Here is a 24,348-nt window from a genome sequence, read left to right as displayed (position 1 = left end):
ACTGCTTGTGCTACGACTCTACTGGTGAGCCGGGACCTGCTCGGACACGGGTTCGGGTGCCCGCCCGGCCAGTCGCTCCCGCCAGGCGGCCAGCACCGCCTCGTCGGTGGCGGGCGTGGCCAGCGAGACGATCAGGTAGGCGGCCAGCGAGGACAGCAGGCCGTAGTAGACGGGCTCGTTGGCGAGGATCCCGTACGTCGCCATCAGCGCGATCACCGCGACGCCACCGACGGCCACGGCGGCCAGCGCGCCCTGCGCGGTGCCGCGCTTCCACAGCAGCCCGCCGAGGATCGGCACGAGCAGCCCGCCGACCAGCAGGTTGTACGCCACCGTCAGCGCCTCGACGACGTCGTTGAGCGCGATCGCCGTACCGATCACGGCGAGGCCCATGATCAGGATGAAGGTCCGGTTGCCCTTGACCTCGTCGTGCTCACCGCCACCGCCGGGCCGTACGACACCGCGCAGCCGCGCCCAGATGTCGTTGTTGGCGACGGTCGCGCAGGCGATCAGCGCGCCGGACGAGGTCGACATCACCGCGGCGAGCGCGGCGGCCAGCACCAGGCCCCGCACGCCGACGGGCAGTTCGTCCTTGACGATGGTCGCGAAGGCGTCGTCCGCGCTGGCCAGGTTGGGGTAGAGCACCTTGGCCGCGGTACCGATGACGGCGCCGGCGAGGGCGTAGGCCAGGCAGTAGGTGCCGGCGACCGTGCCGCCCCACTTCGCGGTCTTGTCGCTGCGGGCGGTGAAGACGCGCTGCCAGATGTCCTGGCCGATGAGCATGCCGAACGTGTAGATGAGCACGTAGGTGAAGATCGTCTCGCCGCCGATGCCCAGCGGGTCGAAGTACTCCGTCGGCAGCTGGGCCTTCATCTCGCTGAAGCCGCCCGCCTTGACGACCGCGATGGGCAGGAGCAGGAGCAGCACGCCGATCGTCTTCACCACGAACTGCACCATGTCGGTCAGCGTGATCGACCACATGCCGCCCAGCGTCGAGTAGGCGACGACGATCGAGCCGCCGAGGATGATCGCGAGGGTGCGGTTCATGTCGAACAGGACGTCGAAGATCGTGGCGTACGCGATGGTCGACGTCACCGCGAGCATGAGGGTGTACGCCCACATGACCACGCCCGAGATCACGCCCGCCCGGCCGCCGTACCGGAGGTCCAGCATCTCGGAGACGGTGTAGACCTTCAGGCGGGCGATGCGGGCGGAGAAGAAGATCGACAGGGCGAGCAGGCCGAGGCCGATGGTGAAGACCATCCAGGCGCCGGACAGGCCGTACTGGTAGCCGAGGCCCACGCCGCCGATGGTGGACGCGCCGCCGAGGACGATCGCCGCCATGGTGCCGGAGTACATGGACGGGCCGAGGCGGCGGCCGGCGACCAGGAACTCGCTCTTCGACCTGGCGCGGCGCATGCCCCACCAGCCCATGGCCAGCATGCCGGCCAGATAGACGACGATCACGATGTAGTCGACGGCCATGGGGGCCTCCTTCACGCGCTCTCGGTGGCGTGTCGTGCAGATGGGGTGTGCGGTGGCTCCTCGCGGGGACATCCGCCCGTACCCGCGGCCACTGGTCTGGACTGACACTAGGTGGCTGGAAAGCGACTGCGAAGTGTACGTTTCATCCAATCGGACCGGACGGGATGGAGGGAACGCACACCATGCCGGACCCAGCGGTTCCCCCCACGCCACCCGTGCCCCTCGCGTCCCTCCTGGCCCGCGAGGACCTGGCCCTGCGCCAGATCGCCGGGCCGTCCGGCCCCGGCATCGTGATCCACGGGGCGCACACCTCGGAGATGTCCGACCCGTACCCGTACCTGCTGGGCGGCGAGCTGCTGCTCACGGCCGGCGTGCACATCCCGGAGGCGGCGGGCTCGGGCACGTATTTCGACGACTACGTCTCGCGGATCGTCGCGGCGGGCGGCGCGGCCCTCGGCTTCGGACTGGCGCCGGTGCACGACACGGTGCCGCGCGCGCTGGTCGCGGCCTGCGAGGCGTACGGCCTGCCGTTGCTGGAGGTCCCGCCCCAGACCACGTTCTCCGGCGTCGCCCGCGCCGTCTGGCAGCTCATGGCCCAGGCCCGGCACGCCGAACTGCGCCGGGTGACGGAGGCCCAGCAGAGCCTGGCCTCGGCCGCCGCCCGCCCCGACCCGGTGCCGTCCGTGCTGCGACAGCTGGCCCAACGGGTGGGCGGATGGGCGGTGCTGTACGGCACCGACGGCACCGAGATCGCCACGGCGGGCCGAGCGCCGGCGGAGGAGGTACGGGGGGCGCTGGGGGAGCTGGCGGGGGTGGTACGGCCGGGAGACGCACGCCCCTCCCCCACCTCCGCCACCGACACCGTCACCGGCACCCACCTCTCCGCATACGCCCTCGGCGCCGGTCAGGGTTTTGTGCTCGGGGTCGCCGCGCCGCAGCGCGACCCCGCCGACCACGCCATCGCCTCCGTCGCCGCCGTGCTGCTCTCCCTCCTCACCGGCGAGCACCAGAGCGGCACCGGCGCGGCCCGCTCCTCAGCGCTGGTCCGGCTGCTGCTGGGCGCCGAGCCGGAGGCCGTGGCCCCGCTGCTCGGCGCCGGGCGGTGGCTGGTCGTGCACGCGCGGCCCGAGGCGCACGCCCCGGACCCGGTCGCCGCCTCGGCGCTCGGCGCGGCGCTGGGTTCGCCGCTGGTGGACCTCGCCAAGGACGTCGTACGCGTCCTGCTGCCCGCCGATCGTGAACCGGCCGCGCACCCCGGCTGGGCCCTGGGCGTCAGCGGTCCCGTCGACCCCCGGGAGTGGCCGGCCGCGGACACCCAGGCGGCCCGCGCGCTGGCCCGGGCCCGCGCCACCCGCGCCCCGCTGGTGCGGCACGGCGGCCGTCCCGCCCTCGCCGACCTGGTGCCGGGCGGTGAGGCCGAGGCGTACGCCCGCGCCCTGCTGGCCCCGGTCGCGGGGACTCCCGCCCTCACCGACACCCTGCGCACCTGGCTGTCCCTGCACGGCAGTTGGGACCGCACCGCCGTCGCCCTGTCGGTGCACCGCAACACCGTCCGGCAGCGGATCGCCCGGTGCGGGGCCCTGTTGGAGGCGGACCTGGACGATCCGGACGTACGGATGGAGCTGTGGTTCGCGCTGCGGCAGTTGTGACGCCCTGTGACCTCGTGTGAGTGACCCACGTCCCAGCGTGCGGGACGTCGGGGACGGGTCCGGGCGCGTGCCGCACAATAAGAGCCATGCCGATATCCGGGACACCCAGCCGCGCCGAGCTCGTCGAGCACCTTGTGAAGACCCGTATCGCGGGCGACGTCGCCACCCCGCGTGAGAACAACCTCTCCCACTACCGCCAACTGTCGAACGGCGTCCGCAACTTCTGGCTCGGTCTGGAGCTCGGCGACCGCTGGACCGACGAGCAGGACGTGCTCGCGGTGATGGCGGAGCGGGTCGGCGTGAACGACGACCCCGAGTACCGGCACGGCCAGGACACCATCGACCCCGAGCTGACGGTCGCCGCCCTGGAGCGTCTCGCCGCCCGGCTGCGCAAGGCGGCCGACGGCAAGCAGCGGGTGCTGTTCGCGACCGGCCACCCGGGCGGTCTGCTCGACGTGCACCGGGCGACGGCGGCGGCACTGCGCACCGCCGGCTGCGAGATCGTGGTGATCCCGGACGGACTGCAGACGGACGAGGGGTACGTCATGCAGTTCGCGGACGTGGCGATGCTGGAGCACGGCGCCACCCTGTGGCACACCCACTCGGGTGAACCGATGAAGGCCATCCTCACCGCCCTGGAGCGCGGCGGCCGCCCGCTGCCCGACCTGGTCGTCGCCGACCACGGCTGGGCGGGCTACGCGGGCCAACACGGCGTCGACGCCGTGGGCTACGCGGACTGCAACGACCCGGCCCTGTTCATCGCGGAGGCCGAGGGGACCGTCCAGGTGACGGTCCCGCTCGACGACCACGTGGTCAGCCCCCGCTACTACGACCCGATGACGGCCTACCTGCTGTCGGAGGCGGGGCTCACCTAGGGCCTGTCGCCCTGGCCCGCGGTACCCGTACGACGCCCTCCTGGATCACCGTGATGGCGAGGCGGCCGTCCTGCGTGTAGATGCGGGCCTGGCCGAGGCCGCGGCCGCCGTACGCCGACGGGGACTCCTGGTCGTACAGGAGCCACTCGTCGGCGCGGAACGGGCGGTGGAACCACATCGCGTGGTCCAGTGAGGCCCCGACGACGTCACCGACGGCCCAGCCGCCCCGGCCGTGCGCGAGCAGGACCGAGTCGAGCAGGGTCATGTCGGAGACGTACGTCGCGAGGGCGATGTGCTGCAGGGGGTCGTCGGCGAGCTTGCCGTTGGCGCGGAACCACACCTGCGAGTGCGGTTCGCGGGGCTCGCCGAACCTGCCGTACGGCGGCTCGTCCACGTACCGCAGGTCGACGGCGGCCCGCGCCTCCAGGAACTTCTCGACGACCTGCGGGTCGAGGTGGCCGTAGCCGCTCAGCCGTTCCTCGGAGGTCGGCAGCGTGACCGGGTCGGGCGCGGGCGGCATCGGCGTCTGGTGGTCCATCCCTTCCTCGTACGTCTGGAAGGAGACGGACATGCCGAAGATCGGCTGGCCGTGCTGGACCGCGACGACGCGGCGGGTGGTGAAGGAGCGGCCGTCGCGGAGGCGGTCGACCGTGTAGACGATGGGCGCGCCGGGGTCGCCGGTGCGCAGGAAGTACGCGTGCAGGGAGTGCGGGGGCCGGTCCTCGGGGACCGTGCGCCCGGCGGCGACGAGCGCCTGGGCCGCGACCTGTCCGCCGAAGACGCGTGGGATGACGGCGGACCGGGACTGGCCGCGGAAGATGTTCTCCTCGATCTGCTCCAGGTCGAGCAGATCGAGGAGATCCTGTAGTGCCTGGCTCATGGCCACTTTTCTACTGGCCAGTAATTTCCGGAACCTTACAGGCCCATGTCCTTCGCGATGATCGACTTCATGATTTCGCTGGTTCCGCCGTAGATCCTGTTCACACGGTTGTCCGCGTACAGGCGGGCGATCGGGTACTCGTTCATGTAGCCGTAGCCGCCGTGCAGCTGCAGGCAGCGGTCGATGACGCGGTGCGCGACCTCGGTGCAGAACAGCTTCGCGGACGCGGCCTCGGCGGGCGTCAGCTCACCGGCGTCCAGCGCCTCGGTCGCCCGGTCGGCCACGGCCTCGGCGGCGTCCACCTCGGCCTGGCAGGCGGCCAGCTCGAACTTGGTGTTCTGGAAGTGGGCGACCGGCTTGCCGAAGACGGTGCGCTCCTGCACGTACTGCTTGGCGAACCGGACGGCGGCCTTGGCCTGCGCGTAGGCGCCGAAGGCGATGCCCCAGCGCTCGGAGGCCAGGTTGTGGCCGAGGTAGTAGAAGCCCTTGTTCTCCTCGCCGAGGAGGTCCTCGACGGGCACCTTGACGTCGACGAACGCGAGCTCGGCGGTGTCGGAGGTCTTCAGGCCGAGCTTGTCGAGCTTGCGGCCGACGGAGTAGCCCTCGGACTTGGTGTCCACGGCGAAGAGGGAGATGCCGTGGCGGCGGTCCTCGGCGGTCGGCGCGGAGGTACGGGCGCACACGATCACACGGTCGGCGTGGACACCGCCGGTGATGAAGGTCTTGGCGCCGTTGAGGACGTAGTGCGTGCCGTCCTCGGAGAGCTTGGCGGTGGACTTCATGCCCGCGAGGTCGGAGCCCGTGCCCGGCTCCGTCATCGCGATGGCCCACATCTCCTCGCCGGTGACGAACTTCGGCAGGTACCGCTTCTTCTGCTCGTCGGTGGCCAGCATCTTGATGTACGGCAGGGCGAGCAGCACGTGCACGCCGGAGCCGCCGAACTGGACACCCGCGCGGGCGGTCTCCTCGTAGAGGACGGCCTCGAACTTGTGGCTGTCCAGGCCCGCGCCGCCGAACTCCTCGGGCACGTTGATGCCGAAGATGCCCAGCTCACCGAGCTTGTAGTAGAACTCGCGCGGCGCCTGGCCGGCGGCGAACCACTCGTCGTAGACGGGCACGACCTCGGCCTCGATGAAGGCGCGCAGGGTCTCCCGGAACGCCTCGTGATCCTCGTTGAACACCGTACGGCGCACGCCGCCACCTCCACGGGTACATGTCTAAGCGCTTGCTCACCTACCGTACCGGTGAGTACGAAGCCGAGTCCAGACCGGTCGGCGGGTAACGCTCGTCACGCGGCGGGCCACCAGCGAGGTACCGCCCAGGAAAGGGCGTAGCCGAAGCCGTTGATCGCCCAGTGCAGCGCGGCGGGCGCCAGCAGGCTGCCGGAGCGGCGGCGCAGTTCGCACAGGACCGCCCCGGCGGCGACCATGGCGACGACGGCCACCGCGACGGTCACCGCCGCGTCCGCAGGACCGCTTCCGAACGCCGTCCCCACGGCGGCGTTGGAGCGGTTGAGGCCACGGGAGGGCAGCACGTGCCACAGGCCGAAGAGCACCGAGGAGCCGGCGGTCGCCCACGCCGTGCCGTGCCGACGCCGGATCATGGCCCACAGCACACCCCGGAAGGCGGTCTCCTCCAGCAGCACGGTGCCGAGAGGTACGCGCACGAGAACGTTCCAGAGCAACTCCCCGCTGGTCAGACCGGCGGCCCTGGCGTCCTGGAACACGGCCCGTCCGGCCGGTACGGCGAGAAGCAGCAGACAGACGACGAGAACGCCACCGACGAGAACGGGCGCCCACCGCAGCCCTCGCCGCACCCCCGCCGCGTCGACTCCCAGCTCGGCCCGGGTGAGCCCGTCCCAGCGGGCGATCAGCAGCAGGACGACCGTCGCGACGACACAGGTCAGGACGTACGCAACGGGACCGCGCAGGAGCCAGTTGTTGACGAGATTCGCGACGACGAGGACGGCAACGACACAGACGACCGGCATCCTGCCTCCACGGGTTGCGGCGACGCCCCTGAAGGGGCGCGAGGCTGTATCTATTTCCCGGCTCCGCCGGGTGGGCGCGACCAGCCACGACGGCGCCGCAGACGAACGAAGGCCCACCGCGCCTACGAACCCACCGCCCCGAACGCCCCCCGCGCCATCCGATGCAACAACTCCGCCGTAGCCCCCCGCCCCGGCAAGGACCCCGGACGCCCCAGATGCGGCGTCGAGTTCAGCAGACCGAAGACCGAGTGGACCGCCGAACGAGCCGTCGGCTCGGACAGGGCCGGGTACACCTGACGCACCACCTCCACCCACAGCTCGACGTACTGCCGCTGCAGCTGCCGCACCAGCTTGCGGTCGCTGTCCCGGAGGCGGTCCAGCTCCCGGTCGTGCAGGGTGATGAGCGGGCGGTCGTCGAGCGCGAAGTCGATATGGCCCTCGATGAGCGAGTCGAGGACCGCCTCGGGATCCCCGTCCGCCTCCGCGACCCGGCGCTTCCCACCGGTCAGGAGCTGGCCGCTGATGCCCACCAGCAGCTCGGCGAGCATCGCGTCCTTGCCCGGGAAGTGCCGGTAGAGGCCGGGGCCGCTGATGCCGACCGCGGCACCTATCTCGTCCACGCCGACGCCATGGAAGCCGCGCTCGGCGAAGAGTCGGGCGGCTTCCTTGAGGATCTGCTCGCGGCGGGTGGGGGCGTCGGTTCGCATGGCCATGGAAGCAATTCTAGACAGCGAGGTTAGCGGTCGTTAACCTGGAGGAAATGCGTTAACGCTCATTAACAAAGTGAGGGGACCGCAGGATGGACCAGGCACCGGAGCTGCACAGCGCGGCAGACCCCGCGTCGGAGGCTTGGCGGGCCAACGAGGCAGCGCACCTCGCGCTCGTCGAGGAGCTGCGCGCCAAGCTCGCCGCCGCCCGGCTCGGCGGGGGTGAGAAGGCCCGCGCCCGGCACACCGCGCGCGGGAAGCTGTTGCCGCGCGACCGCGTCGACACCCTTCTCGACCCCGGCTCGCCCTTCCTGGAGCTGGCCCCGCTCGCCGCCGACGGGATGTACGACGGCCAGGCCCCCGCCGCCGGTGTCATCGCCGGCATCGGGCGGGTGAGCGGGCGGGAGTGCGTCGTCGTCGCCAACGACGCGACCGTCAAGGGCGGGACGTACTACCCGATGACGGTGAAGAAGCATCTGCGCGCCCAGGAAGTCGCCCTGGAGAACCGGCTGCCCTGTCTCTACCTCGTCGACTCGGGCGGCGCCTTCCTGCCCATGCAGGACGAGGTCTTCCCGGACCGGGAGCACTTCGGGCGGATCTTCTACAACCAGGCCCGGATGTCCGCCGCCCGCATCCCCCAGATCGCCGCCGTCCTCGGCTCCTGCACGGCCGGCGGGGCGTACGTCCCGGCGATGAGCGACGAGGCCGTGATCGTGCGGAACCAGGGGACGATCTTCCTCGGCGGCCCCCCACTGGTGAAGGCCGCCACCGGCGAGGTCGTCACCGCCGAGGAGCTCGGCGGCGGCGAGGTGCACGCGCGCGTGTCCGGTGTCACCGACCACCTCGCGGAGGACGACGCCCACGCCCTGCGGATCGTGCGGAACATCGCCGCGACGCTCCCCGCGCGCGGGGCGCTGCCCTGGGAGGTGCGGCCCGCGACGGAGCCCAAGGTCGACCCGTACGGGTTGTACGGGGCGGTGCCCGCGGACCCCCGCACCCCCTACGACGTCCGCGAGATCATCGCCCGCGTGGTCGACGGCTCCCGGTTCGCCGAGTTCAAGGCCGAGTTCGGGCAGACCCTGGTCACCGGCTTCGCCCGGATCCACGGCCACCCGGTCGGCATCATCGCCAACAACGGCATCCTCTTCTCCGAGTCCGCCCAGAAGGGCGCCCACTTCATCGAGCTGTGCGACCAGCGCGGCATCCCGCTGCTGTTCCTGCAGAACATCTCCGGGTTCATGGTCGGCCGGGACTACGAGGCCGGTGGCATCGCCAAGCACGGGGCGAAGATGGTCACCGCCGTCGCCACCACCCGCGTACCGAAGCTGACGGTCGTGGTCGGCGGTTCGTACGGCGCGGGGAACTACTCGATGTGCGGCCGCGCGTATTCGCCACGCTTCCTGTGGATGTGGCCCAACGCGAAGATCTCCGTCATGGGCGGTGAACAGGCCGCCTCCGTCCTCGCCACCGTCAAGCGGGACCAGATGGAGGGGCGCGGCGAGGACTGGCCCCTGGACGAGGAAGAGGCGTTCAAGGCGCCGGTCCGTGCGCAGTACGAGCGTCAGGGGAATGCCTACTACGCGACCGCCCGCCTCTGGGACGACGGGGTGATCGACCCCCTTCAGACCCGTCAGGTGGTCGGCCTGGCCCTGACCGCGTGCGCCAACGCGCCCCTGGGTGACCCCCAGTTCGGCGTCTTCCGGATGTGAGGGGACCGATGTTCGACACCGTTCTTGTGGCCAACCGCGGCGAGATCGCCGTCCGCGTCATCCGTACGCTCCGCTCGCTGGGCGTCCGCTCGGTCGCCGTCTTCTCCGACGCCGACGCCGACGCCCGGCACGTCCGCGAGGCCGACACCGCGGTACGGATCGGACCCGCGCCGGCCGTCGAGAGCTATCTGTCCGTGGAGCGGATCCTTGAGGCGGCGGCCGCGACGAACGCCCAGGCCGTCCACCCCGGCTACGGCTTCCTCGCGGAGAACGCCGCGTTCGCGCGCGCGTGCGCCGACGCCGGACTCGTCTTCGTCGGACCGCCCGCCGACGCCATCGCCCTCATGGGCGACAAGATCCGCGCCAAGGAGACCGTGGCGGCGGCCGGAGTGCCCGTCGTCCCCGGTGGCCGCGACCCCGAACTCGCCAAGGCCGCCCGCGAACTGGGCGCCCCCGTGCTGCTGAAGCCCTCCGCGGGCGGCGGCGGCAAGGGCATGCGCCTGGTGCGGGACCTGACCCACCTCGACGACGAGATCGCCGCCGCCCGACGCGAGGCCACCGCCTCCTTCGGCGACGGCACCCTCCTCGTGGAGCGGTGGATCGACCGGCCCCGCCACATCGAGATCCAGGTCCTGGCCGACGGCCACGGAGGCGTCGTCCACCTGGGCGAGCGCGAGTGCTCCCTCCAGCGCCGCCACCAGAAGATCATCGAGGAGGCGCCCAGCGTCCTCCTGGACGACGCCACCCGCGCGGCCATGGGCGAGGCGGCCGTGCAGGCGGCACGCTCGTGCGGGTACGTCGGGGCGGGCACGGTCGAGTTCATCGTCCCCGGCGGGGATCCGAACGCGTACTACTTCATGGAGATGAACACCCGTCTCCAGGTGGAGCACCCCGTCACCGAGCTCATCACCGGCCTCGACCTGGTCGAGTGGCAGCTGCGGGTCGCGGCGGGCGAGCGCCTCGGCTTCGCGCAGGACGACATCGCCCTCGCCGGGCACGCGATAGAGGCCCGCATCTGCGCCGAGGACCCCACCCGCGGCTTCCTGCCCTCCGGCGGCACGGTGCTCAGGCTGCGCGAGCCGCAGGGCGACGGCGTCCGCACCGACTCCGGGCTCAGCGAGGGGACCGAGGTCGGCAGCCTCTACGACCCGATGCTGTCGAAGGTCATCGCCTACGGCCCCGACCGCGCCACCGCCCTGCGCAAGCTGCGCGCCGCCCTCGCCGAGACGGTGACCCTGGGCGTGCCGACGAACGCCGGGTTCCTGCGCCGGCTGCTGGCCCATCCGGCGGTCGTCGCGGGCGACCTGGACACCGGGCTGGTCGAGCGGGAGGTGGCGACGCTCGTCTCCACGGACGTACCGGAGGAGGTGTACGAGGCGGCAGCGGCCGTACGCCTGGAAGCGCTCCGGCCGCCGCGGACCGAGGGCTGGATCGACCCGTTCTCCGTGCCGAACGGCTGGCGGCTCGGCGGCGAGTCGGCTCCCGTGGCCTTCGACGTCCGCGTGCCGGGACTCGAACCCGTCACGCACCGCCCGCGCGGCACCCACACCGTCACCGACACCCACGTCAGCGTCACCCTCGACGGCGTCCGCCACACCTTCCACCGCGCCGCCGACTGGATCGGCCGCGACGGCGACGCCTGGCACGTGCGCGACCACGACCCGGTCGAGGCGTCCCTCTCCCGCGCCGCCCACTCCGGCGCCGACTCGCTCACCGCGCCGATGCCGGGGACGGTCACGGTCGTGAAGGTGGCGGTGGGTGACGAGGTGAGCGCCGGTCAGAGTCTGCTGGTGGTGGAGGCGATGAAGATGGAGCACGTCATCTCCGCCCCGCACGCCGGCACGGTCGCCGAGCTGGACGTCGGCCCCGGCACCACGGTTGCCATGGACCAGGTCCTCGCCGTCATCACGCCGACCGAGGAGGTGGCCTCGTGAGCACGCAGGGACTCCCCATGGTCGTACCGTCGCCGGGGCTGCCCGCGCGCGTGCGGATCCACGAGGTCGGCGCGCGCGACGGCCTGCAGAACGAGAAGGCGCGGGTGCCGACCGAGGTCAAGGCGGAGTTCGTCCGCCGGCTGGCCGACGCGGGCCTGACGACGATCGAGGCCACCAGCTTCGTCCACCCCAAGTGGGTGCCCCAACTGGCGGACGCCGAGGAGCTGTTCCCGCGCGTCAGCGATCTCCCGGTCGCCCTCCCGGTCCTCGTCCCCAACACGCGCGGACTGGACCGGGCCCTGGCGCTGGGCGCCACCCGCGTCGCCGTCTTCGCCAGCGCCACCGAGTCCTTCGCGAAGGCCAACCTCAACCGCACGGTCGACGAGGCCCTGGCCATGTTCGACCCGGTGGTGACCCGGGCGAAGGCCGAACAGGTCCACGTCCGCGGCTATCTGTCCATGTGCTTCGGCGACCCCTGGGAAGGCCCCGTCCCGGTCCACCAGGTCGTCAGGGTCTGCAAGGCCCTGCTGGACATGGGCTGCGACGAGCTGAGCCTCGGCGACACCATCGGCGTGGCGACCCCCGGACACGTCACCGAACTGCTCACCGCCCTCAACGCCGACCACATCCCCACCACCGCCCTCGGCGTGCACTTCCACGACACCTACGGCCAGGCCCTGGCCAACACCCTGGCCGCGCTCCAGCACGGCGTCACGACGGTCGACGCCTCGGCGGGCGGCCTCGGCGGCTGCCCGTACGCCAGGAGCGCCACCGGCAACCTCGCCACCGAGGACCTCGTGTGGATGCTGCACGGCCTCGGCATCGACACCGGCGTCGATCTCGGCCGTCTCACCGCGACCAGCGTGTGGATGGCCGGACATTTGGGCCGACCCAGCCCGTCCCGCACCGTAAGAGCCCTGTCCCACGAGGACCCGCAGGACCACCCCAGAGAGGAGCAGTGACGCATCGTGACTCCACCCACGCGTAAACGCGCGGGCTTCCTGCGTCGGTGGCTAAGCCGCCGCGCAGAGGGCCGGCCCGGCCCTGTTGAGGACGTTCGTCGCGCCGACGTGGTCCGCGTTCGCCGCGAACCCGCACGCCGTGCATTCGAACCTCGCTTGGGTGGCGCGGTTCTCCTTCGCGAGGTGCCCGCACTCGGGGCACGTGCGGGAGGTGTTGCGCGCGTCCACCGCAACCACCAGGCGACCGGCACTCTCAGCCTTGTTCGCCAGGATTGCGAGGAACTGCGCCCAACCCGCGTCGAGGATGCTGCGGTTGAGTCCGGCCTTCGCGGCAGCACCGTTGGGCAGGAAGCCGCCGGGCGCGTCTGGGTCGGCCTTGGGTGCGGGGCTCTTGGTCATGCCCGCCGTACTCAGCCGCTCGTGCGCGATCACGTCGTGGCCGGCGACGAGCGCGCGGGCGGTCTTGTGGTGGAAGTCGGCGCGCTGCCGCCGGATCCTGGCGTGCAGCTTGGCGACCTTCCGGGCGGCGGCGCGGTGGTGCTTGGTGCGCTGCCGGGTCCGCTTCGGGAACGTCGCGAGGTGCCGCTGCGCTTCGGCCAGCTCGTCGGCCATCGCCTTCAGGAAGCGCGGGTTGGCGACGTGTTCGCCGTCCGAGGTGGTCAGGAAGTGAGCGACGCCCATGTCGATACCGACGTTTCCCCCGGTGGGCGGCAGTTCCTCAGCGGGCACGTTGTCGCAGGAGAGGACGACGTACCAGCGGTTCCCCTCGCGCTTCACGCTGATCGTCTTGACGCGGCCCCGCACGGGCCGGTGCTGGTGCACGCGGACGTGTCCGACGCCCTGGAGGCGGACGCGGGTGGTCGCGTCGTGGGCAGTGGAGTCCCAGCGGCAGCCGTCACCGTCCTTGGGGAAGGTGACAGTGTCGAAGTGGCCGGCGCCCTTGAACCGGGGGTAGCCGGGAGTCTGCCCGGCCTTGACCCGGCGGAAGAACGCGGCGAACGCCTTGTCCAGACGGCGCAGGGTGGCCTGCTGGGAGGAGAACGACCAGCGGCCCTGCCGCTCGGGATCGAACGCGCGGATCTCCTTGAGCTGCGCGGACTGGTCGCCGTAGCGGACGCTGGTTTTCGAGGTGTGCCGGTAGGCGTCCCGGCGTTCCTGCAACGCGCCGTTGTAGAGGGAGCAGTGATCCCGCAGCATCTCGCCGAGCGCGGCCGTCTGACGGGCCGTGGGGCGCAGGAGGAACTTGTACGCGCGGATCACGAGCCGTCCCCCTTCTTCCCGGGGCGTTCCCACTGGGTGTCGATGTACTTCTCGACCGTGGCCGCCGACACGGCGCCGACCGAGGCCGCGAAGTACGACGACGACCACAGCGTGGGCATCCGCGACTTCAGGTGCCCGAACTCCTCGCGCAGCACGCGGGACGTGAAGCCCTTGAACTGGTTCGCCACGTACGAGGCCGACGACTTCGCATCGTGCTTCACGAACAGGTGCACGTGGTCGGGCATCACTTCAAGGGCGATGATCTCCCACCCGCGTTCGTCTGCCTTCTGCCGGATCAGTTCGTCCAGTCGTTCCGCGACCCGGCCGCCGAGGACCGGACGGCGGTACTTCGGGCACCACACGACGTGGAGCCCGAGGTCGTACACGCCGCCGGAGAGTTGGCGAACTTTCCTGGTCACGGCCACGCGATCACTATACACGCGCCGCAGGTCTAGTGCGGCAGAGAGGTGGGCACAGGTGAACAGTGCGGATCCATGCACCCAGTTGAGGTCAGAGCAGGGCTCAGAAGCCATTCCCCACCCCGCTAAAGCGGGGCGTCCCCTGGCTAGGTCCTGATGGACCACCGCCTCAGCCCCGAGCTGGAAGAACTCCGCCGCACGGTCGAGGAGTTCGCACACGAGGTCGTCGCGCCCAAGATCGGCGACTACTACGAGCGGCACGAGTTCCCGTACGAGATCGTCCGCGAGATGGGCAGGATGGGCCTGTTCGGGCTGCCGTTCCCCGAGGAGTACGGCGGTATGGGCGGCGACTATCTCGCCCTGGGCGTCGCCCTGGAGGAACTGGCCCGCGTCGACTCCTCGGTGGCCATCACCCTGGAGGCGGGCGTCTCGCTGGGCGCCATGCCGATCCACCTGTTCGGCACCGAGGAGCAGAAGCGGACGTGGCTGCCCCGCCTGTGCTCCGGTGAGATCCTCGGCGCCTTCGGTCTGACCGAGCCCGACGGCGGCTCGGACGCGGGCGCGACCCGCACCACGGCCCGGCTCGACCCGGAGACCGACGAGTGGGTGATCAACGGCACGAAGTGCTTCATCACCAACTCCGGCACGGACATCACCGGCCTGGTCACGGTCACCGCGGTGACGGGCCGCAAACCGGACGGCAGGCCGGAGATCTCCGCGATCATCGTCCCGTCCGGCACTCCGGGCTTCACGGTCGCGCCCCCGTACTCCAAGGTCGGCTGGAACGCCTCCGACACCCGGGAGCTGTCCTTCGACGACGTCCGGGTACCGGCGGCGAACCTGCTGGGCGAGGAGGGCCGGGGGTACGCCCAGTTCCTGCGCATCCTCGACGAGGGCCGCATCGCCATCGCGGCGCTCGCCACAGGCCTGGCGCAGGGCTGTGTCGACGAGTCGGTGAAGTACGCGAAGGAGCGTCACGCCTTCGGCCGGCCGATCGGCGCCAACCAGGCCATCCAGTTCAAGATCGCCGACATGGAGATGAAGGCCCACACGGCCCGCCTGGCATGGCGGGACGCGGCCTCACGGCTGCTGGCGGGCGAACCCTTCAAGAAGGAGGCGGCGCTGGCGAAGCTGTACTCGTCGACGATCGCCGTGGACAACGCCCGCGACGCCACTCAGATCCACGGCGGTTACGGCTTCATGAACGAGTATCCGGTGGCCCGGATGTGGCGGGACTCGAAGATCCTGGAGATCGGGGAGGGCACGAGTGAGGTGCAACGGATGCTGATCGCACGGGAGTTGGGCCTCGCGGGCTGAGCGACCCGCTCAGCGGGGCGGGGTTGCCCGCATACCGGGTGCGGCACCGGGAAGATCACGGGTTGGGGTCGGAGCGGATCCCGCCCCTGGACAAGATCTGAGGTTAGGCTAACCTACCTTCGAATTGTCCGGCGGGCCCTCCGCCCTGTTCGAAAGCAGCCACACTCATGTCCAACGCCCGTGCCACCCACCTCACCCGCCGCGGCATCCTCGCCGCCGGCGGTGCCCTCGGCCTCGGTGCCGTGCTCGCAGCCTGCGGCGACGAAGACACGAACAACGGCGGCTCGGACGCGAAGGCATCCGCCAAGGCATCCGGCCCCTGGTCGTTCAAGGACGACCGCGGCGAGACGGTGAAGCTGGACCAGGCCCCGGCGAACATCGTCGCCTTCGTCGGTGTCGCCGCCGCCCTCTACGACTACGGCATCGACGTCAAGGGCGTCTTCGGCCCGACCACCGTGCAGGGCGGCAAGGCCGACGTCCAGGCCGGCGACATGGACGTCAGCAAGCTGACCGTCTTCGGCAACGTCTGGGACCAGTTCAACGTCGAGAAGTACGCCGCGTTCCAGCCGGACGTCCTGATCTCCACCACCTTCGACAGCGCGGGCACCCTCTGGTACGTCCCCGAGGCGTCCAAGGACAAGATCGCCAAGCTCGCCCCGAGCGTCGCCATCTCCGTCTACGACCGCCAGATGACCGAGCCGCTGCAGCGCATGTGGGCGCTGGCCGAGTCGCTCGGCGCGGACATGAAGGCCGACAAGGTCGTCAAGGCCAAGCAGGAGTTCGAGGCCGCCGCCGAGCGGCTGCGCAAGGCCGCGAAGTCCCGTCCCGAGATCAAGGTGATGGCCGGTTCCGCGAGCCAGGAGCTGTTCTACGTCTCCGGCACCAACCTCTCCATCGACCTGGAGTACTTCAAGGCCCTCGGCGTGAACTTCGTCGAGCCGTCGGAGAAGGCCAAGGAGCCGACCGGTGGCTGGTTCGAGTCGCTGAGCTGGGAGAACGTCGACAAGTACCCGGCCGACATCATCATGATGGACGACCGGTCGTCGACGATTCAGCCTGCCGACATCACCGAGGGCACGTGGAAGAAGCTGCCCGCGGTCAAGGCTGGGCAGATCATCGCGCGGTCGCCGGAGCCGATTCTGTCGTACGACAAGTGCACGCCGTTGCTGACGAATCTTGCCGAGGCGATTGAGAAGGCGAAGAAGGTCAGCTGACAGCAGTTCAGCGCCTTAGGGGTGTCGCTCGTGGGGTAACTGCTGGCCGGTTGTGGCTGGTCGCGCCCACGCGGCGGAGCCGCATATCAATACAGCCCCGCGCCCCTGAGGGCGCTCCCCTGACGCCAACTCGGGAGTTACCCCATGACTACGGCCGTAGCCGCCCCGTTCCGTTTCTTTTCTCTCCAGGTCGTGCGGACGAGGCGGCTCGGGCCGTCCATGGTCCGGGTCACCTTTGGCGGAGAGGACCTTGCGTACTTCTTCTCCGACGGGCGTGACCAGTCCCTGTCGTTGTTCCTGCCGCACCCCGGTCAGAGGGAGCCGCGGGTTCCCGTCGAGCTCGGTGACGGGTGGTGGCAGGGCTGGCGGGAACTGCCCGACGACGTGCGGGCCGTGATGCGGTCGTACACGCTGCGGGCGCTGCGGCGCGAGCCCGACGAGATCGACATCGACTTCGTGCTGCACACCCCGGCGGGGCCCGCCTCCCAGTGGGCCGCGCGGGCGGTGGCCGGGGACCGGGTGCTGCTGCTCGGACCGGCGGTCGCGGACAACCGGGCGATCCGGTTCCGGCCGCCTCAGGACACCGACCTGGTGGTCGTCTGGGGCGACGAGACCGCGCTGCCGGCCGTCTCGGCCATCCTGGAGTCGCTGCCGGCCGGCCAACGCGCCCGCGTCTGGCTGGAGGTGCACGACGCCGGGAACATCCAGGACCTGGTGACCGAGGCCGACGCCGAGGTCACCTGGCTGGTGCACGACGCAAGCCGCGCCGAGATCCCCCACAGCCCGAAAGGCGTGGGAGGTGCCCCCATCCCCATGGCTCTCGGCGCCCTGCGTGACACCCAACTGCCGCCCGCCGAGCACCCGTACGTCTGGATCGCGGGCGAGTCGTCCTGCGTGAAGGAGCTGCGCCGGCACTTCGTCGGCGAGCGCGGCATCGACCGCCGCCGGGTCACCTTCGTCGGCTACTGGCGACAGGGGCTCACCGAAGAGCAGTTGCGCGAGCGGGGCGAATAACTCCCGTCCGATAAGCAGCCGTTCACAGTGACGGCTGTCACGGCTGGGGCAGCGTTTCGCCAGAGTTAATTAGGTTAGGCTAACCTAAGTTAAACGCGGCCTTCACCCGTCCCGCAACGGACCGTCCCCACCGGAGGACCCCCACATGCGCTCGCACCTGCTCAATGACACGACCGCGGAGCAGTACCGCCGCTCCGTGACCGATGGAGTCGAGCGGGTGGCGGCGAAACTCGCCACCACCGACCGTCCGTTCACGGGCGTCACCGTCGATGCCCTGGCCCCCCGCATCGAGCAGATCGACCTCGACCAGCCGCTGCACGACACCACCGCCGTGCTGGACGAACTGGAGGACGTCTACCTCCGGGACGCGATCTACTTCCATCACCCCCGCTACCTCGCCCACCTCAACTGCCCGGTCGTCATACCGGCCGTGCTCGGTGAGGCCATCCTCTCCGCCGTCAACTCCTCCCTCGACACCTGGGACCAGTCGGCCGGCGGCACCCTGATCGAGCGCAAGCTCATCGACTGGACCGCGGCCCGTATCGGCCTCGGTGAGAACGCCGACGGCGTGTTCACCTCGGGCGGCACCCAGTCCAACCTCCAGGCGCTGCTGCTGGCCCGCGAGGAGGCGAAGAGCGACTCGCTCGCGAAACTGCGTATCTTCGCGTCCGAGGTCAGCCACTTCAGCGTGAAGAAGTCCGCCAAACTCCTCGGCCTCGGCGCGGACTCCGTGGTCTCCATCCCCGTCGACCACGACAAGCGCATGCAGACGGTCGCGCTCGCCCGTGAGCTGGAGCGCTGCACGAAGGACGGCCTGATCCCCATGGCCGTGGTCGCCACCGCCGGCACCACCGACTTCGGCTCCATCGACCCGCTGCCCGAGATCGCCGAGCTGTGCGGCCAGTACGACACCTGGATGCACGTCGACGCCGCCTACGGCTGCGGACTGCTCACCTCGCCGAAGCGCCGCGCCCTGCTGACCGGCATCGAGCGCGCCGACTCGGTCACCGTCGACTATCACAAGTCCTTCTTCCAGCCGGTGAGTTCCTCCGCCGTGCTGGTCCGGGACGCCTCGACCCTGCGCCACGCCACCTACCACGCGGAGTACCTCAACCCCCGCCGGATGGTGCAGGAACGCATCCCCAATCAGGTGGACAAGTCCCTCCAGACCACCCGCCGCTTCGACGCCCTCAAGCTCTGGATGACCCTGCGCGTGATGGGCGCCGACGGCATCGGACAGCTCTTCGACGAGGTGTGCGACCTGGCTCAGGAGGGCTGGGAACTGCTCGCCGCCGACCCGCGCTACGACGTCGTGGTCGAGCCCTCCCTGTCCACCCTGGTCTTCCGCTACATCCCGGCGGCCGTCACCGACCCGGCCGAGATCGACCGGGCCAACCTCTACGCCCGCAAGGCCCTGTTCGCCTCCGGCGAGGCCATCGTCGCGGGCACCAAGGTGGGCGGCCGCCACTACCTGAAGTTCACGTTGCTCAACCCCGAGACCAAGGCGTCCGACATCGCCGCCGTCCTCGACCTGATCGCCGGCCACGCCGAGCAGTACCTGGGAGAATCCCTTGACCGCGCGTCCTGAAAACCCGACCAAAACCCATGACTTCGTGGGGATCGGGCTCGGCCCCTTCAACCTCGGCCTGGCCTGCCTGACCGAGCCCGTCGCCGAACTCGACGGCGTCTTCCTGGAGTCCAAGCCGGACTTCGAGTGGCACGCGGGCATGTTCCTGGACGGCGCCCACCTGCAGACCCCGTTCATGTCGGACCTGGTCACGCTGGCCGACCCGACCTCCCCGTACTCCTTCCTGAACTACCTGAAGGAGAAGGGGCGGCTGTACTCGTTCTACATCCGCGAGAACTTCTACCCGCTGCGGGTCGAGTACGACGACTACTGCCGCTGGGCCGCGAACAAGCTGAGCAGCGTCCGCTTCAGCACGACGGTCACCGAGGTGACGTACGAGGACGAGCTGTACGTCGTGCGCACCGAGGCCGGAGACGTCTTCCGCGCCCGTCACCTGGTCCTCGGCACCGGCACCCCGCCCCACATCCCGGACGCCTGCCGGGACCTCGGCGGTGACTTCCTGCACAACTCCCGCTACCTCCACCACAAGGCGGAGCTCCAGCGCAAGGAGTCGATCACGCTGGTCGGCAGCGGGCAGTCCGCCGCCGAGATCTACTACGACCTGCTCAGCGAGATCGACGTGCACGGCTACCAGCTGAACTGGGTGACGCGCTCCCCGAGGTTCTTCCCGCTGGAGTACACCAAGCTCACGCTGGAGATGACCTCGCCGGAGTACGTCGACTACTACCGCGAGCTGCCCGAGGCCACCCGCTACCGGCTCACGCAGGAGCAGAAGGGCCTGTTCAAGGGCATCGACGGCGATCTGATCAACGAGATCTTCGACCTGCTCTACCAGAAGAACCTCGGCGGCTCCGTCCCCACCCGGCTGCTCACCAACTCCGCCCTCACCAGCGCACGGTACGACAACGGCACGTACACGCTGGGCTTCCGCCAGGAGGAGCAGGAAAAGGACTTCGAGCTCAACACCCAGGGGCTGGTGCTCGCCACCGGTTACAAGTACGTCGAGCCCGAGTTCCTGGCACCGATCCGCGACCGGCTGGTCTACGACTCCCAGGGCAACTTCGACGTCGCCCGCAACTACGCCGTCGACGTCACCGGCAGAGGTGTCTTCCTGCAGAACGCCGGTGTCCACACCCACAGCATCACGTCCCCCGACCTGGGCATGGGCGCGTACCGGAACGCGTACATCATCCGTGAGCTGCTCGGCAGCGAGTACTACCCGGTCGAGAAGACCATCGCGTTCCAGGAGTTCGCCGTATGAGCATCGGAAGCATCGGTACGTTCACCGTCCGCCCGCTCGACCCCCTCAAGGACGCCGAGCTGCTGCACGGCTGGGTCACCCATCCCAAGGCGGCCTTCTGGATGATGCAGGACGCCAAACTCCAGGACGTCGAGCGCGAGTACATGCGGATCGCCGCCCATGAGCACCATCACGCCTACCTCGGCCTGCACGACGGCGAGCCGGCGTTCCTGATGGAGAAGTACGACCCCCGCCACGTCGAGCTGGTCGGTCTGTACGACCCCGAGCCGGGCGATGTCGGCATGCACTTCCTGGTCGCCCCCACCGACCGGCCGATCCACGGTTTCACCAGGGCCGTCATCACCGCCGTGATGGACGAGCTGTTCGCCGACCCGGACACCCGGCGGGTCGTGGTCGAGCCCGACGTCAGCAACAAGGCCGTGCACGCGCTCAACGAGGCCGTCGGCTTCGTGCCCGTCCGTGAGATCGACAAGCCGGAGAAGCGCGCGCTGCTGAGCTTCTGCACGCGCGAGCAGTTCGTGGCCGCCCGAGGAGTAGCCGTATGACCCTGTCCGACGCCGTAGCGCATCTGTCCCCCCACCGCTGGGCGCGGGCCAACCGCCTCCTGATCCGCAAGGCTCTCGCCGAGTTCGCGCACGAGCGGCTGATCACGCCCGAGAAGAACGGCGATCAGTACGTCGTCCGCAGCGACGACGGCCTGACGCGGTACACCTTCACGGCCGTGGTCCGTGCCCTGGACCACTGGCAGATCGACGCCGACTCCATCACCCGGCACCGCGACTCCGCCGAACTCCCGCTCGCCGCCCTGGACTTCTTCATCGAGCTGAAGCAGACCCTGGGCCTGAGCGACGAGATCCTCCCGGTCTACCTGGAGGAGATCTCCTCCACCCTCTCCGGCACCTGCTACAAGCTGACCAAGCCGCAGGTCCCGGTCGCCGAGCTGGTGAAAAGCGGCTTCCAGGCCATCGAGACGGGCATGACCGAGGGCCACCCCTGCTTCGTCGCCAACAACGGCCGGCTCGGCTTCGGGATCCACGAGTACCTCTCGTACGCCCCCGAGACCGCGAGCCCGGTCCGGCTGGTGTGGCTGGCCGCGCATCGCTCGCGCGCCGCCTTCACGGCCGGCGTCGGCATCGAGTACGAGTCCTTCCTCCGCGACGAGCTGGGCGCCGAGACGGTCGAGCGCTTCCACCAGCGGCTCACGGACCAGGGCCTCGACCCCGCGGACTACCTGCTCATCCCGGTCCACCCCTGGCAGTGGTGGAACAAGCTCACCGTCACCTTCGCCGCCGAGATCGCCCGGCACCACCTCGTGTGCCTCGGCGAGGGCGACGACGAGTACCTGGCCCAGCAGTCGATCCGTACCTTCTTCAACACCAGCCACCCCGAGAAGCACTACGTGAAGACGGCCCTGTCCGTCCTCAACATGGGCTTCATGCGCGGGCTGTCGGCCGCCTACATGGAGGCCACCCCGGCGATCAACGACTGGCTCGCCCAGCTGATCGAGGGCGACCCGGTGCTGAAGGCGACGGGCCTGTCGATCATCCGGGAGCGGGCGGCGGTCGGCTACCGGCACCTGGAGTACGAGAAGGCCACTGACCGCTACTCGCCGTACCGCAAGATGCTGGCCGCGCTGTGGCGGGAGAGCCCGGTGGCGTCCCTGCGGGACGGCGAGTCGCTCGCCACCATGGCGTCACTGCTGCACGTCGACCACGAGGGCCGGGGTTTCGCGGCCGCGCTGATCGACCGGTCGGGCCTGGCGCCGAAGGAGTGGCTGCGCCGCTACCTGCGGGCCTACTACACCCCGCTGCTGCACAGCTTCTACGCCTACGACCTGGTCTACATGCCGCACGGCGAGAACGTGATCCTGGTCCTGAAGGACGGCACGGTCGAACGCGCGATCTACAAGGACATCGCCGAGGAGATCGCCGTGATGGACCCGGAGGCGGTGCTGCCGCCGACGGTGGAGCGGCTGCGCGTCGAGGTCCCCGAGGACAAGAAACTCCTCTCCATCTTCACGGACGTCTTCGACTGCTTCTTCCGCTTCCTCGCCGCGAACCTCGCCACCGAGGGGATCCTCGACGAGGACGACTTCTGGCGCACGGTCGCGGACGTCACGCGTGAGTACCAGGAGTCGATGCCCGAACTCGCCGACAAGTTCCGGCAGTACGACATGTTCGCCCCCGAGTTCGCGCTGTCGTGCCTCAACCGCCTCCAACTGCGCAACAACAAGCAGATGGTCGACCTCGCGGACCCGTCCGGCGCACTCCAGCTGATCGGCACCCTGAAGAACCCGATCGCCGGGTTCTGACACAGACAGGCGGGCACCCCGGAGTACGGTCCTCCGGGGTGCCCGCCGTAGCTTCTGAACGGGGCTGGCGGCAACTGACCTAGGGGCGCGGGGAACTGCGCGACCAGCCCCCACCCGCCCGCACCCGAATCACAACCAAGGCACCTGCGGCGATCGATAGTAGTTGATCCCCAACGCCTCCCACCGCGCCCCCTGCGCAGCAAGCCGCACCTTGTAACCGTCCCAGTCGTGCGTGGCCGCCGACGACCACCCCAACTCCGCCACCCCCGGCAACCTCGGGAACGCCATGTACTCGACGTGCCCGGAGTTCTCGATCGTCTCGCTCCACAGCGGCGCCTCGACCCCCCGTATCGCCGACGCCGGCGCCCCCGGCAGATAGGCGCCCGGATCCCAGTCGTAGGACCGCCGCACCTCGACGTATCCGGCCCACGACAGCCCCAGCGGCGTACTGGCGTTGTACTTCATGTCGAGGTAGATCCGGTCGGCCGGAGACAGGATCAGCCCGGTCCCGTTCCGCGCGGCCGCCGCCACCTGCTCCTTCTCCGCCGCGCTGGTGCCGTCCAGCCCCCAGTACTGCGCGAGCGAGCCCTTGGCCGGGCTCGCCCCGGTGAGCTGGTGCCAGCCGACGACCGTCTTGCCGTACCGGGCGACGACGGGCTGCACCCGCTCCATGAACGTCACGTAGTCCTCGTGGCTCGTGGAGTGCGCCTCGTCCCCGCCGATGTGCAGGTACCGCCCCGGCGTGAGGGCGGCGATCTCCCTGACCACGTCGTCCACGAAGTCGTACGTGATGTCCTTGCGCACGCACAGCGAACTGAAGCCGACCTCGGTGCCGGTGTAGAGCGGGGGCGCGACGCCGTCGCAGTTCAGTTCGGCGTACGAGGCGAGGGCCGCGTTGGTGTGGCCGGGCATGTCGATCTCGGGGACGACCTCCAGGTGCCGGGAGGCCGCGTAGCGGACGATCTCCTTGTAGTCGGCCTTGGTGTAGTAGCCCCCGGGGCCGCCGCCGACCTCGGTCGAACCGCCGTACGTCGCCAGGCGCGGCCAGGAGTCGATGGCGATGCGCCAGCCCTGGTCGTCGCTGAGGTGCAGGTGCAGCTTGTTGAACTTGTAGAGCGCCAACTGGTCGACGTAGCGCTTGACTTCGTCGACGGTGAAGAAGTGCCGGGAGACGTCGAGCATGGCGCCGCGCCAGCCGTAGCGCGGGGTGTCCTTGATGGTGCCGCCCTCGACCAGCCAGGGACCGGGCTGTACGGAGTCCCGCTCGACCGAGGCCGGGAGGAGCTGGCGCAGGGTCTGGACGCCGTGGAAGAGGCCGGCGGGGCGGGCGGCGGTGATGGTGACGCCGCCGCGCCCGCTGTCCAGGCGATAACCCTCCTCGCCGTACGGGCCCTTGGCGAGCCGCAGCCTGATGCCGCCGTCGCCGTGCGTGGTGACGGGGAGGCGGTAGCCGGTCGAGGGGCGCAGGACGTCCGCGAGATAGCCGCCGATGCGGCGGGCCTCACGGGAGTCGTCGACGCGTATGCGGGTGCGCTCGGTGATCCGGTACGGCGATCCGCCCGGGTCGACGGAGGCGGGGGCGGGGATCACGCGGTCGAGCGGGACCGCGGTCCTGGTGGGTGCGGGCGCCGCGCCGGTGACGGAGGCACCGACGGCCGCGACGAGCAGCAGGGAACCGAGAAGGCGCAGTGTTCTGTGGTGTCGTCTCACAAAACCATCCCTTCCGTGAGCCATTGAGCTCCAAGAGGTCTGGACCACTCTCTCGTGAGACTGATG

20 protein-coding genes are annotated in these 24,348 nt (G+C 70.2%); 12 read left to right on the top strand and 8 right to left on the bottom strand.

Annotated elements, in window-relative coordinates; genetic code table 11:
* Positions 1-18 precede the first annotated feature (18 nt).
* The gene (locus tag I2W78_RS25230) at positions 19-1,482 is read right to left on the bottom strand and encodes a sodium:solute symporter (protein ID WP_196462550.1); all 1,464 of its coding nucleotides are present in this window, start codon (positions 1,480-1,482) and stop codon (positions 19-21) included.
* Between the two features lie 182 nt (positions 1,483-1,664).
* Here I2W78_RS25230 and I2W78_RS25225 point away from each other — a divergent pair, with 182 nt between their 5' ends.
* Positions 1,665-3,131 (top strand): PucR family transcriptional regulator, encoded by a 1,467-nt coding sequence (locus tag I2W78_RS25225; protein WP_196462549.1) that lies wholly within the window; start codon positions 1,665-1,667, stop codon positions 3,129-3,131.
* A gap of 86 nt (positions 3,132-3,217) precedes the next feature.
* The gene (locus tag I2W78_RS25220) at positions 3,218-4,006 is read left to right on the top strand and encodes a phosphatase (protein ID WP_196462548.1); all 789 of its coding nucleotides are present in this window, start codon (positions 3,218-3,220) and stop codon (positions 4,004-4,006) included.
* Here the strand turns inward: I2W78_RS25220 and I2W78_RS25215 are convergent.
* From I2W78_RS25215 to I2W78_RS25200, 4 genes are all read right to left on the bottom strand, one after another.
* A complete protein-coding gene (locus I2W78_RS25215; RefSeq protein WP_196462547.1) occupies positions 3,999-4,886 on the bottom strand; it encodes an acyl-CoA thioesterase in 888 nt (295 codons plus the stop codon). The genes I2W78_RS25220 and I2W78_RS25215 overlap by 8 nt on opposite strands.
* A gap of 35 nt (positions 4,887-4,921) precedes the next feature.
* Positions 4,922-6,079, bottom strand: coding sequence for an acyl-CoA dehydrogenase family protein (locus I2W78_RS25210; RefSeq protein ID WP_196462546.1), 1,158 nt, complete (start codon positions 6,077-6,079; stop codon positions 4,922-4,924).
* Positions 6,080-6,174: 95 nt separating this feature from the next.
* Positions 6,175-6,876: a CPBP family intramembrane glutamic endopeptidase gene (locus tag I2W78_RS25205; RefSeq protein WP_196462545.1), complete on the bottom strand. Its 702-nt coding sequence runs from the start codon at positions 6,874-6,876 to the stop codon at positions 6,175-6,177.
* Between the two features lie 122 nt (positions 6,877-6,998).
* Positions 6,999-7,589, bottom strand: a complete 591-nt coding sequence (locus I2W78_RS25200; protein ID WP_196462544.1) for an SACE_7040 family transcriptional regulator — start codon at positions 7,587-7,589, stop codon at positions 6,999-7,001.
* Between the two features lie 86 nt (positions 7,590-7,675).
* Between I2W78_RS25200 and I2W78_RS25195 the strand changes: the two genes are divergently transcribed.
* The 3 genes from I2W78_RS25195 to I2W78_RS25185 are packed head-to-tail and all read left to right on the top strand — an operon-like array spanning position 7,676 to position 12,188.
* Complete coding sequence (locus I2W78_RS25195; protein ID WP_196462543.1) at positions 7,676-9,292, top strand: carboxyl transferase domain-containing protein; 1,617 nt, start codon at positions 7,676-7,678, stop codon at positions 9,290-9,292.
* 8 nt (positions 9,293-9,300) lie between these two features.
* Positions 9,301-11,226, top strand: a complete 1,926-nt coding sequence (locus I2W78_RS25190; RefSeq protein ID WP_196462542.1) for an acetyl/propionyl/methylcrotonyl-CoA carboxylase subunit alpha — start codon at positions 9,301-9,303, stop codon at positions 11,224-11,226.
* 17 nt (positions 11,227-11,243) lie between these two features.
* Positions 11,244-12,188, top strand: a complete 945-nt coding sequence (locus I2W78_RS25185; protein ID WP_196464705.1) for a hydroxymethylglutaryl-CoA lyase — start codon at positions 11,244-11,246, stop codon at positions 12,186-12,188.
* A 51-nt stretch (positions 12,189-12,239) separates the two neighbouring features.
* Here I2W78_RS25185 and I2W78_RS25180 read toward each other — a convergent pair whose 3' ends face one another.
* Together I2W78_RS25180 and tnpA are read right to left on the bottom strand one after the other, a co-directional pair.
* Complete coding sequence (locus I2W78_RS25180; RefSeq protein ID WP_196462541.1) at positions 12,240-13,448, bottom strand: RNA-guided endonuclease InsQ/TnpB family protein; 1,209 nt, start codon at positions 13,446-13,448, stop codon at positions 12,240-12,242.
* Positions 13,445-13,873: an IS200/IS605 family transposase gene (gene tnpA / locus I2W78_RS25175; RefSeq protein ID WP_374222701.1), complete on the bottom strand. Its 429-nt coding sequence runs from the start codon at positions 13,871-13,873 to the stop codon at positions 13,445-13,447. The genes I2W78_RS25180 and tnpA overlap by 4 nt, the downstream gene beginning before the upstream one ends.
* Before the next feature lie 150 nt (positions 13,874-14,023).
* Between tnpA and I2W78_RS25170 the strand changes: the two genes are divergently transcribed.
* From I2W78_RS25170 to I2W78_RS25140, 7 genes are all read left to right on the top strand, one after another.
* Positions 14,024-15,184 (top strand): acyl-CoA dehydrogenase family protein, encoded by a 1,161-nt coding sequence (locus I2W78_RS25170; RefSeq protein WP_196462540.1) that lies wholly within the window; start codon positions 14,024-14,026, stop codon positions 15,182-15,184.
* 167 nt (positions 15,185-15,351) lie between these two features.
* Positions 15,352-16,398 (top strand): ABC transporter substrate-binding protein, encoded by a 1,047-nt coding sequence (locus tag I2W78_RS25165; protein WP_196462539.1) that lies wholly within the window; start codon positions 15,352-15,354, stop codon positions 16,396-16,398.
* Positions 16,399-16,542: 144 nt separating this feature from the next.
* Positions 16,543-17,412, top strand: coding sequence for a siderophore-interacting protein (locus I2W78_RS25160; protein ID WP_196462538.1), 870 nt, complete (start codon positions 16,543-16,545; stop codon positions 17,410-17,412).
* Between the two features lie 145 nt (positions 17,413-17,557).
* On the top strand, positions 17,558-19,000 hold the full coding sequence (gene desA, locus I2W78_RS25155; protein WP_196462537.1) for a lysine decarboxylase DesA: 1,443 nt from the start codon (positions 17,558-17,560) through the stop codon (positions 18,998-19,000).
* Positions 18,984-20,261, top strand: coding sequence for a lysine N(6)-hydroxylase/L-ornithine N(5)-oxygenase family protein (locus I2W78_RS25150; RefSeq protein ID WP_196462536.1), 1,278 nt, complete (start codon positions 18,984-18,986; stop codon positions 20,259-20,261). Before desA ends, I2W78_RS25150 begins: the two co-directional genes overlap by 17 nt.
* Positions 20,258-20,806 (top strand): GNAT family N-acetyltransferase, encoded by a 549-nt coding sequence (locus I2W78_RS25145; protein WP_196462535.1) that lies wholly within the window; start codon positions 20,258-20,260, stop codon positions 20,804-20,806. Before I2W78_RS25150 ends, I2W78_RS25145 begins: the two co-directional genes overlap by 4 nt.
* A complete protein-coding gene (locus I2W78_RS25140) occupies positions 20,803-22,572 on the top strand; it encodes an IucA/IucC family protein (RefSeq protein ID WP_196462534.1) in 1,770 nt (589 codons plus the stop codon). Before I2W78_RS25145 ends, I2W78_RS25140 begins: the two co-directional genes overlap by 4 nt.
* 129 nt (positions 22,573-22,701) lie before the next feature.
* On the opposite strand, the gene I2W78_RS25135 is transcribed toward I2W78_RS25140, so the two are convergent.
* Positions 22,702-24,282: a beta-N-acetylhexosaminidase gene (locus tag I2W78_RS25135; RefSeq protein WP_307783771.1), complete on the bottom strand. Its 1,581-nt coding sequence runs from the start codon at positions 24,280-24,282 to the stop codon at positions 22,702-22,704.
* Between the last annotated feature and the right edge of the window lie 66 nt (positions 24,283-24,348).

The sequence above is a fragment of the Streptomyces spinoverrucosus genome (assembly GCF_015712165.1).
Classification (GTDB): domain Bacteria; phylum Actinomycetota; class Actinomycetes; order Streptomycetales; family Streptomycetaceae; genus Streptomyces; species Streptomyces spinoverrucosus_A.
This window is presented reverse-complemented; position numbering and strand designations above follow the sequence as displayed.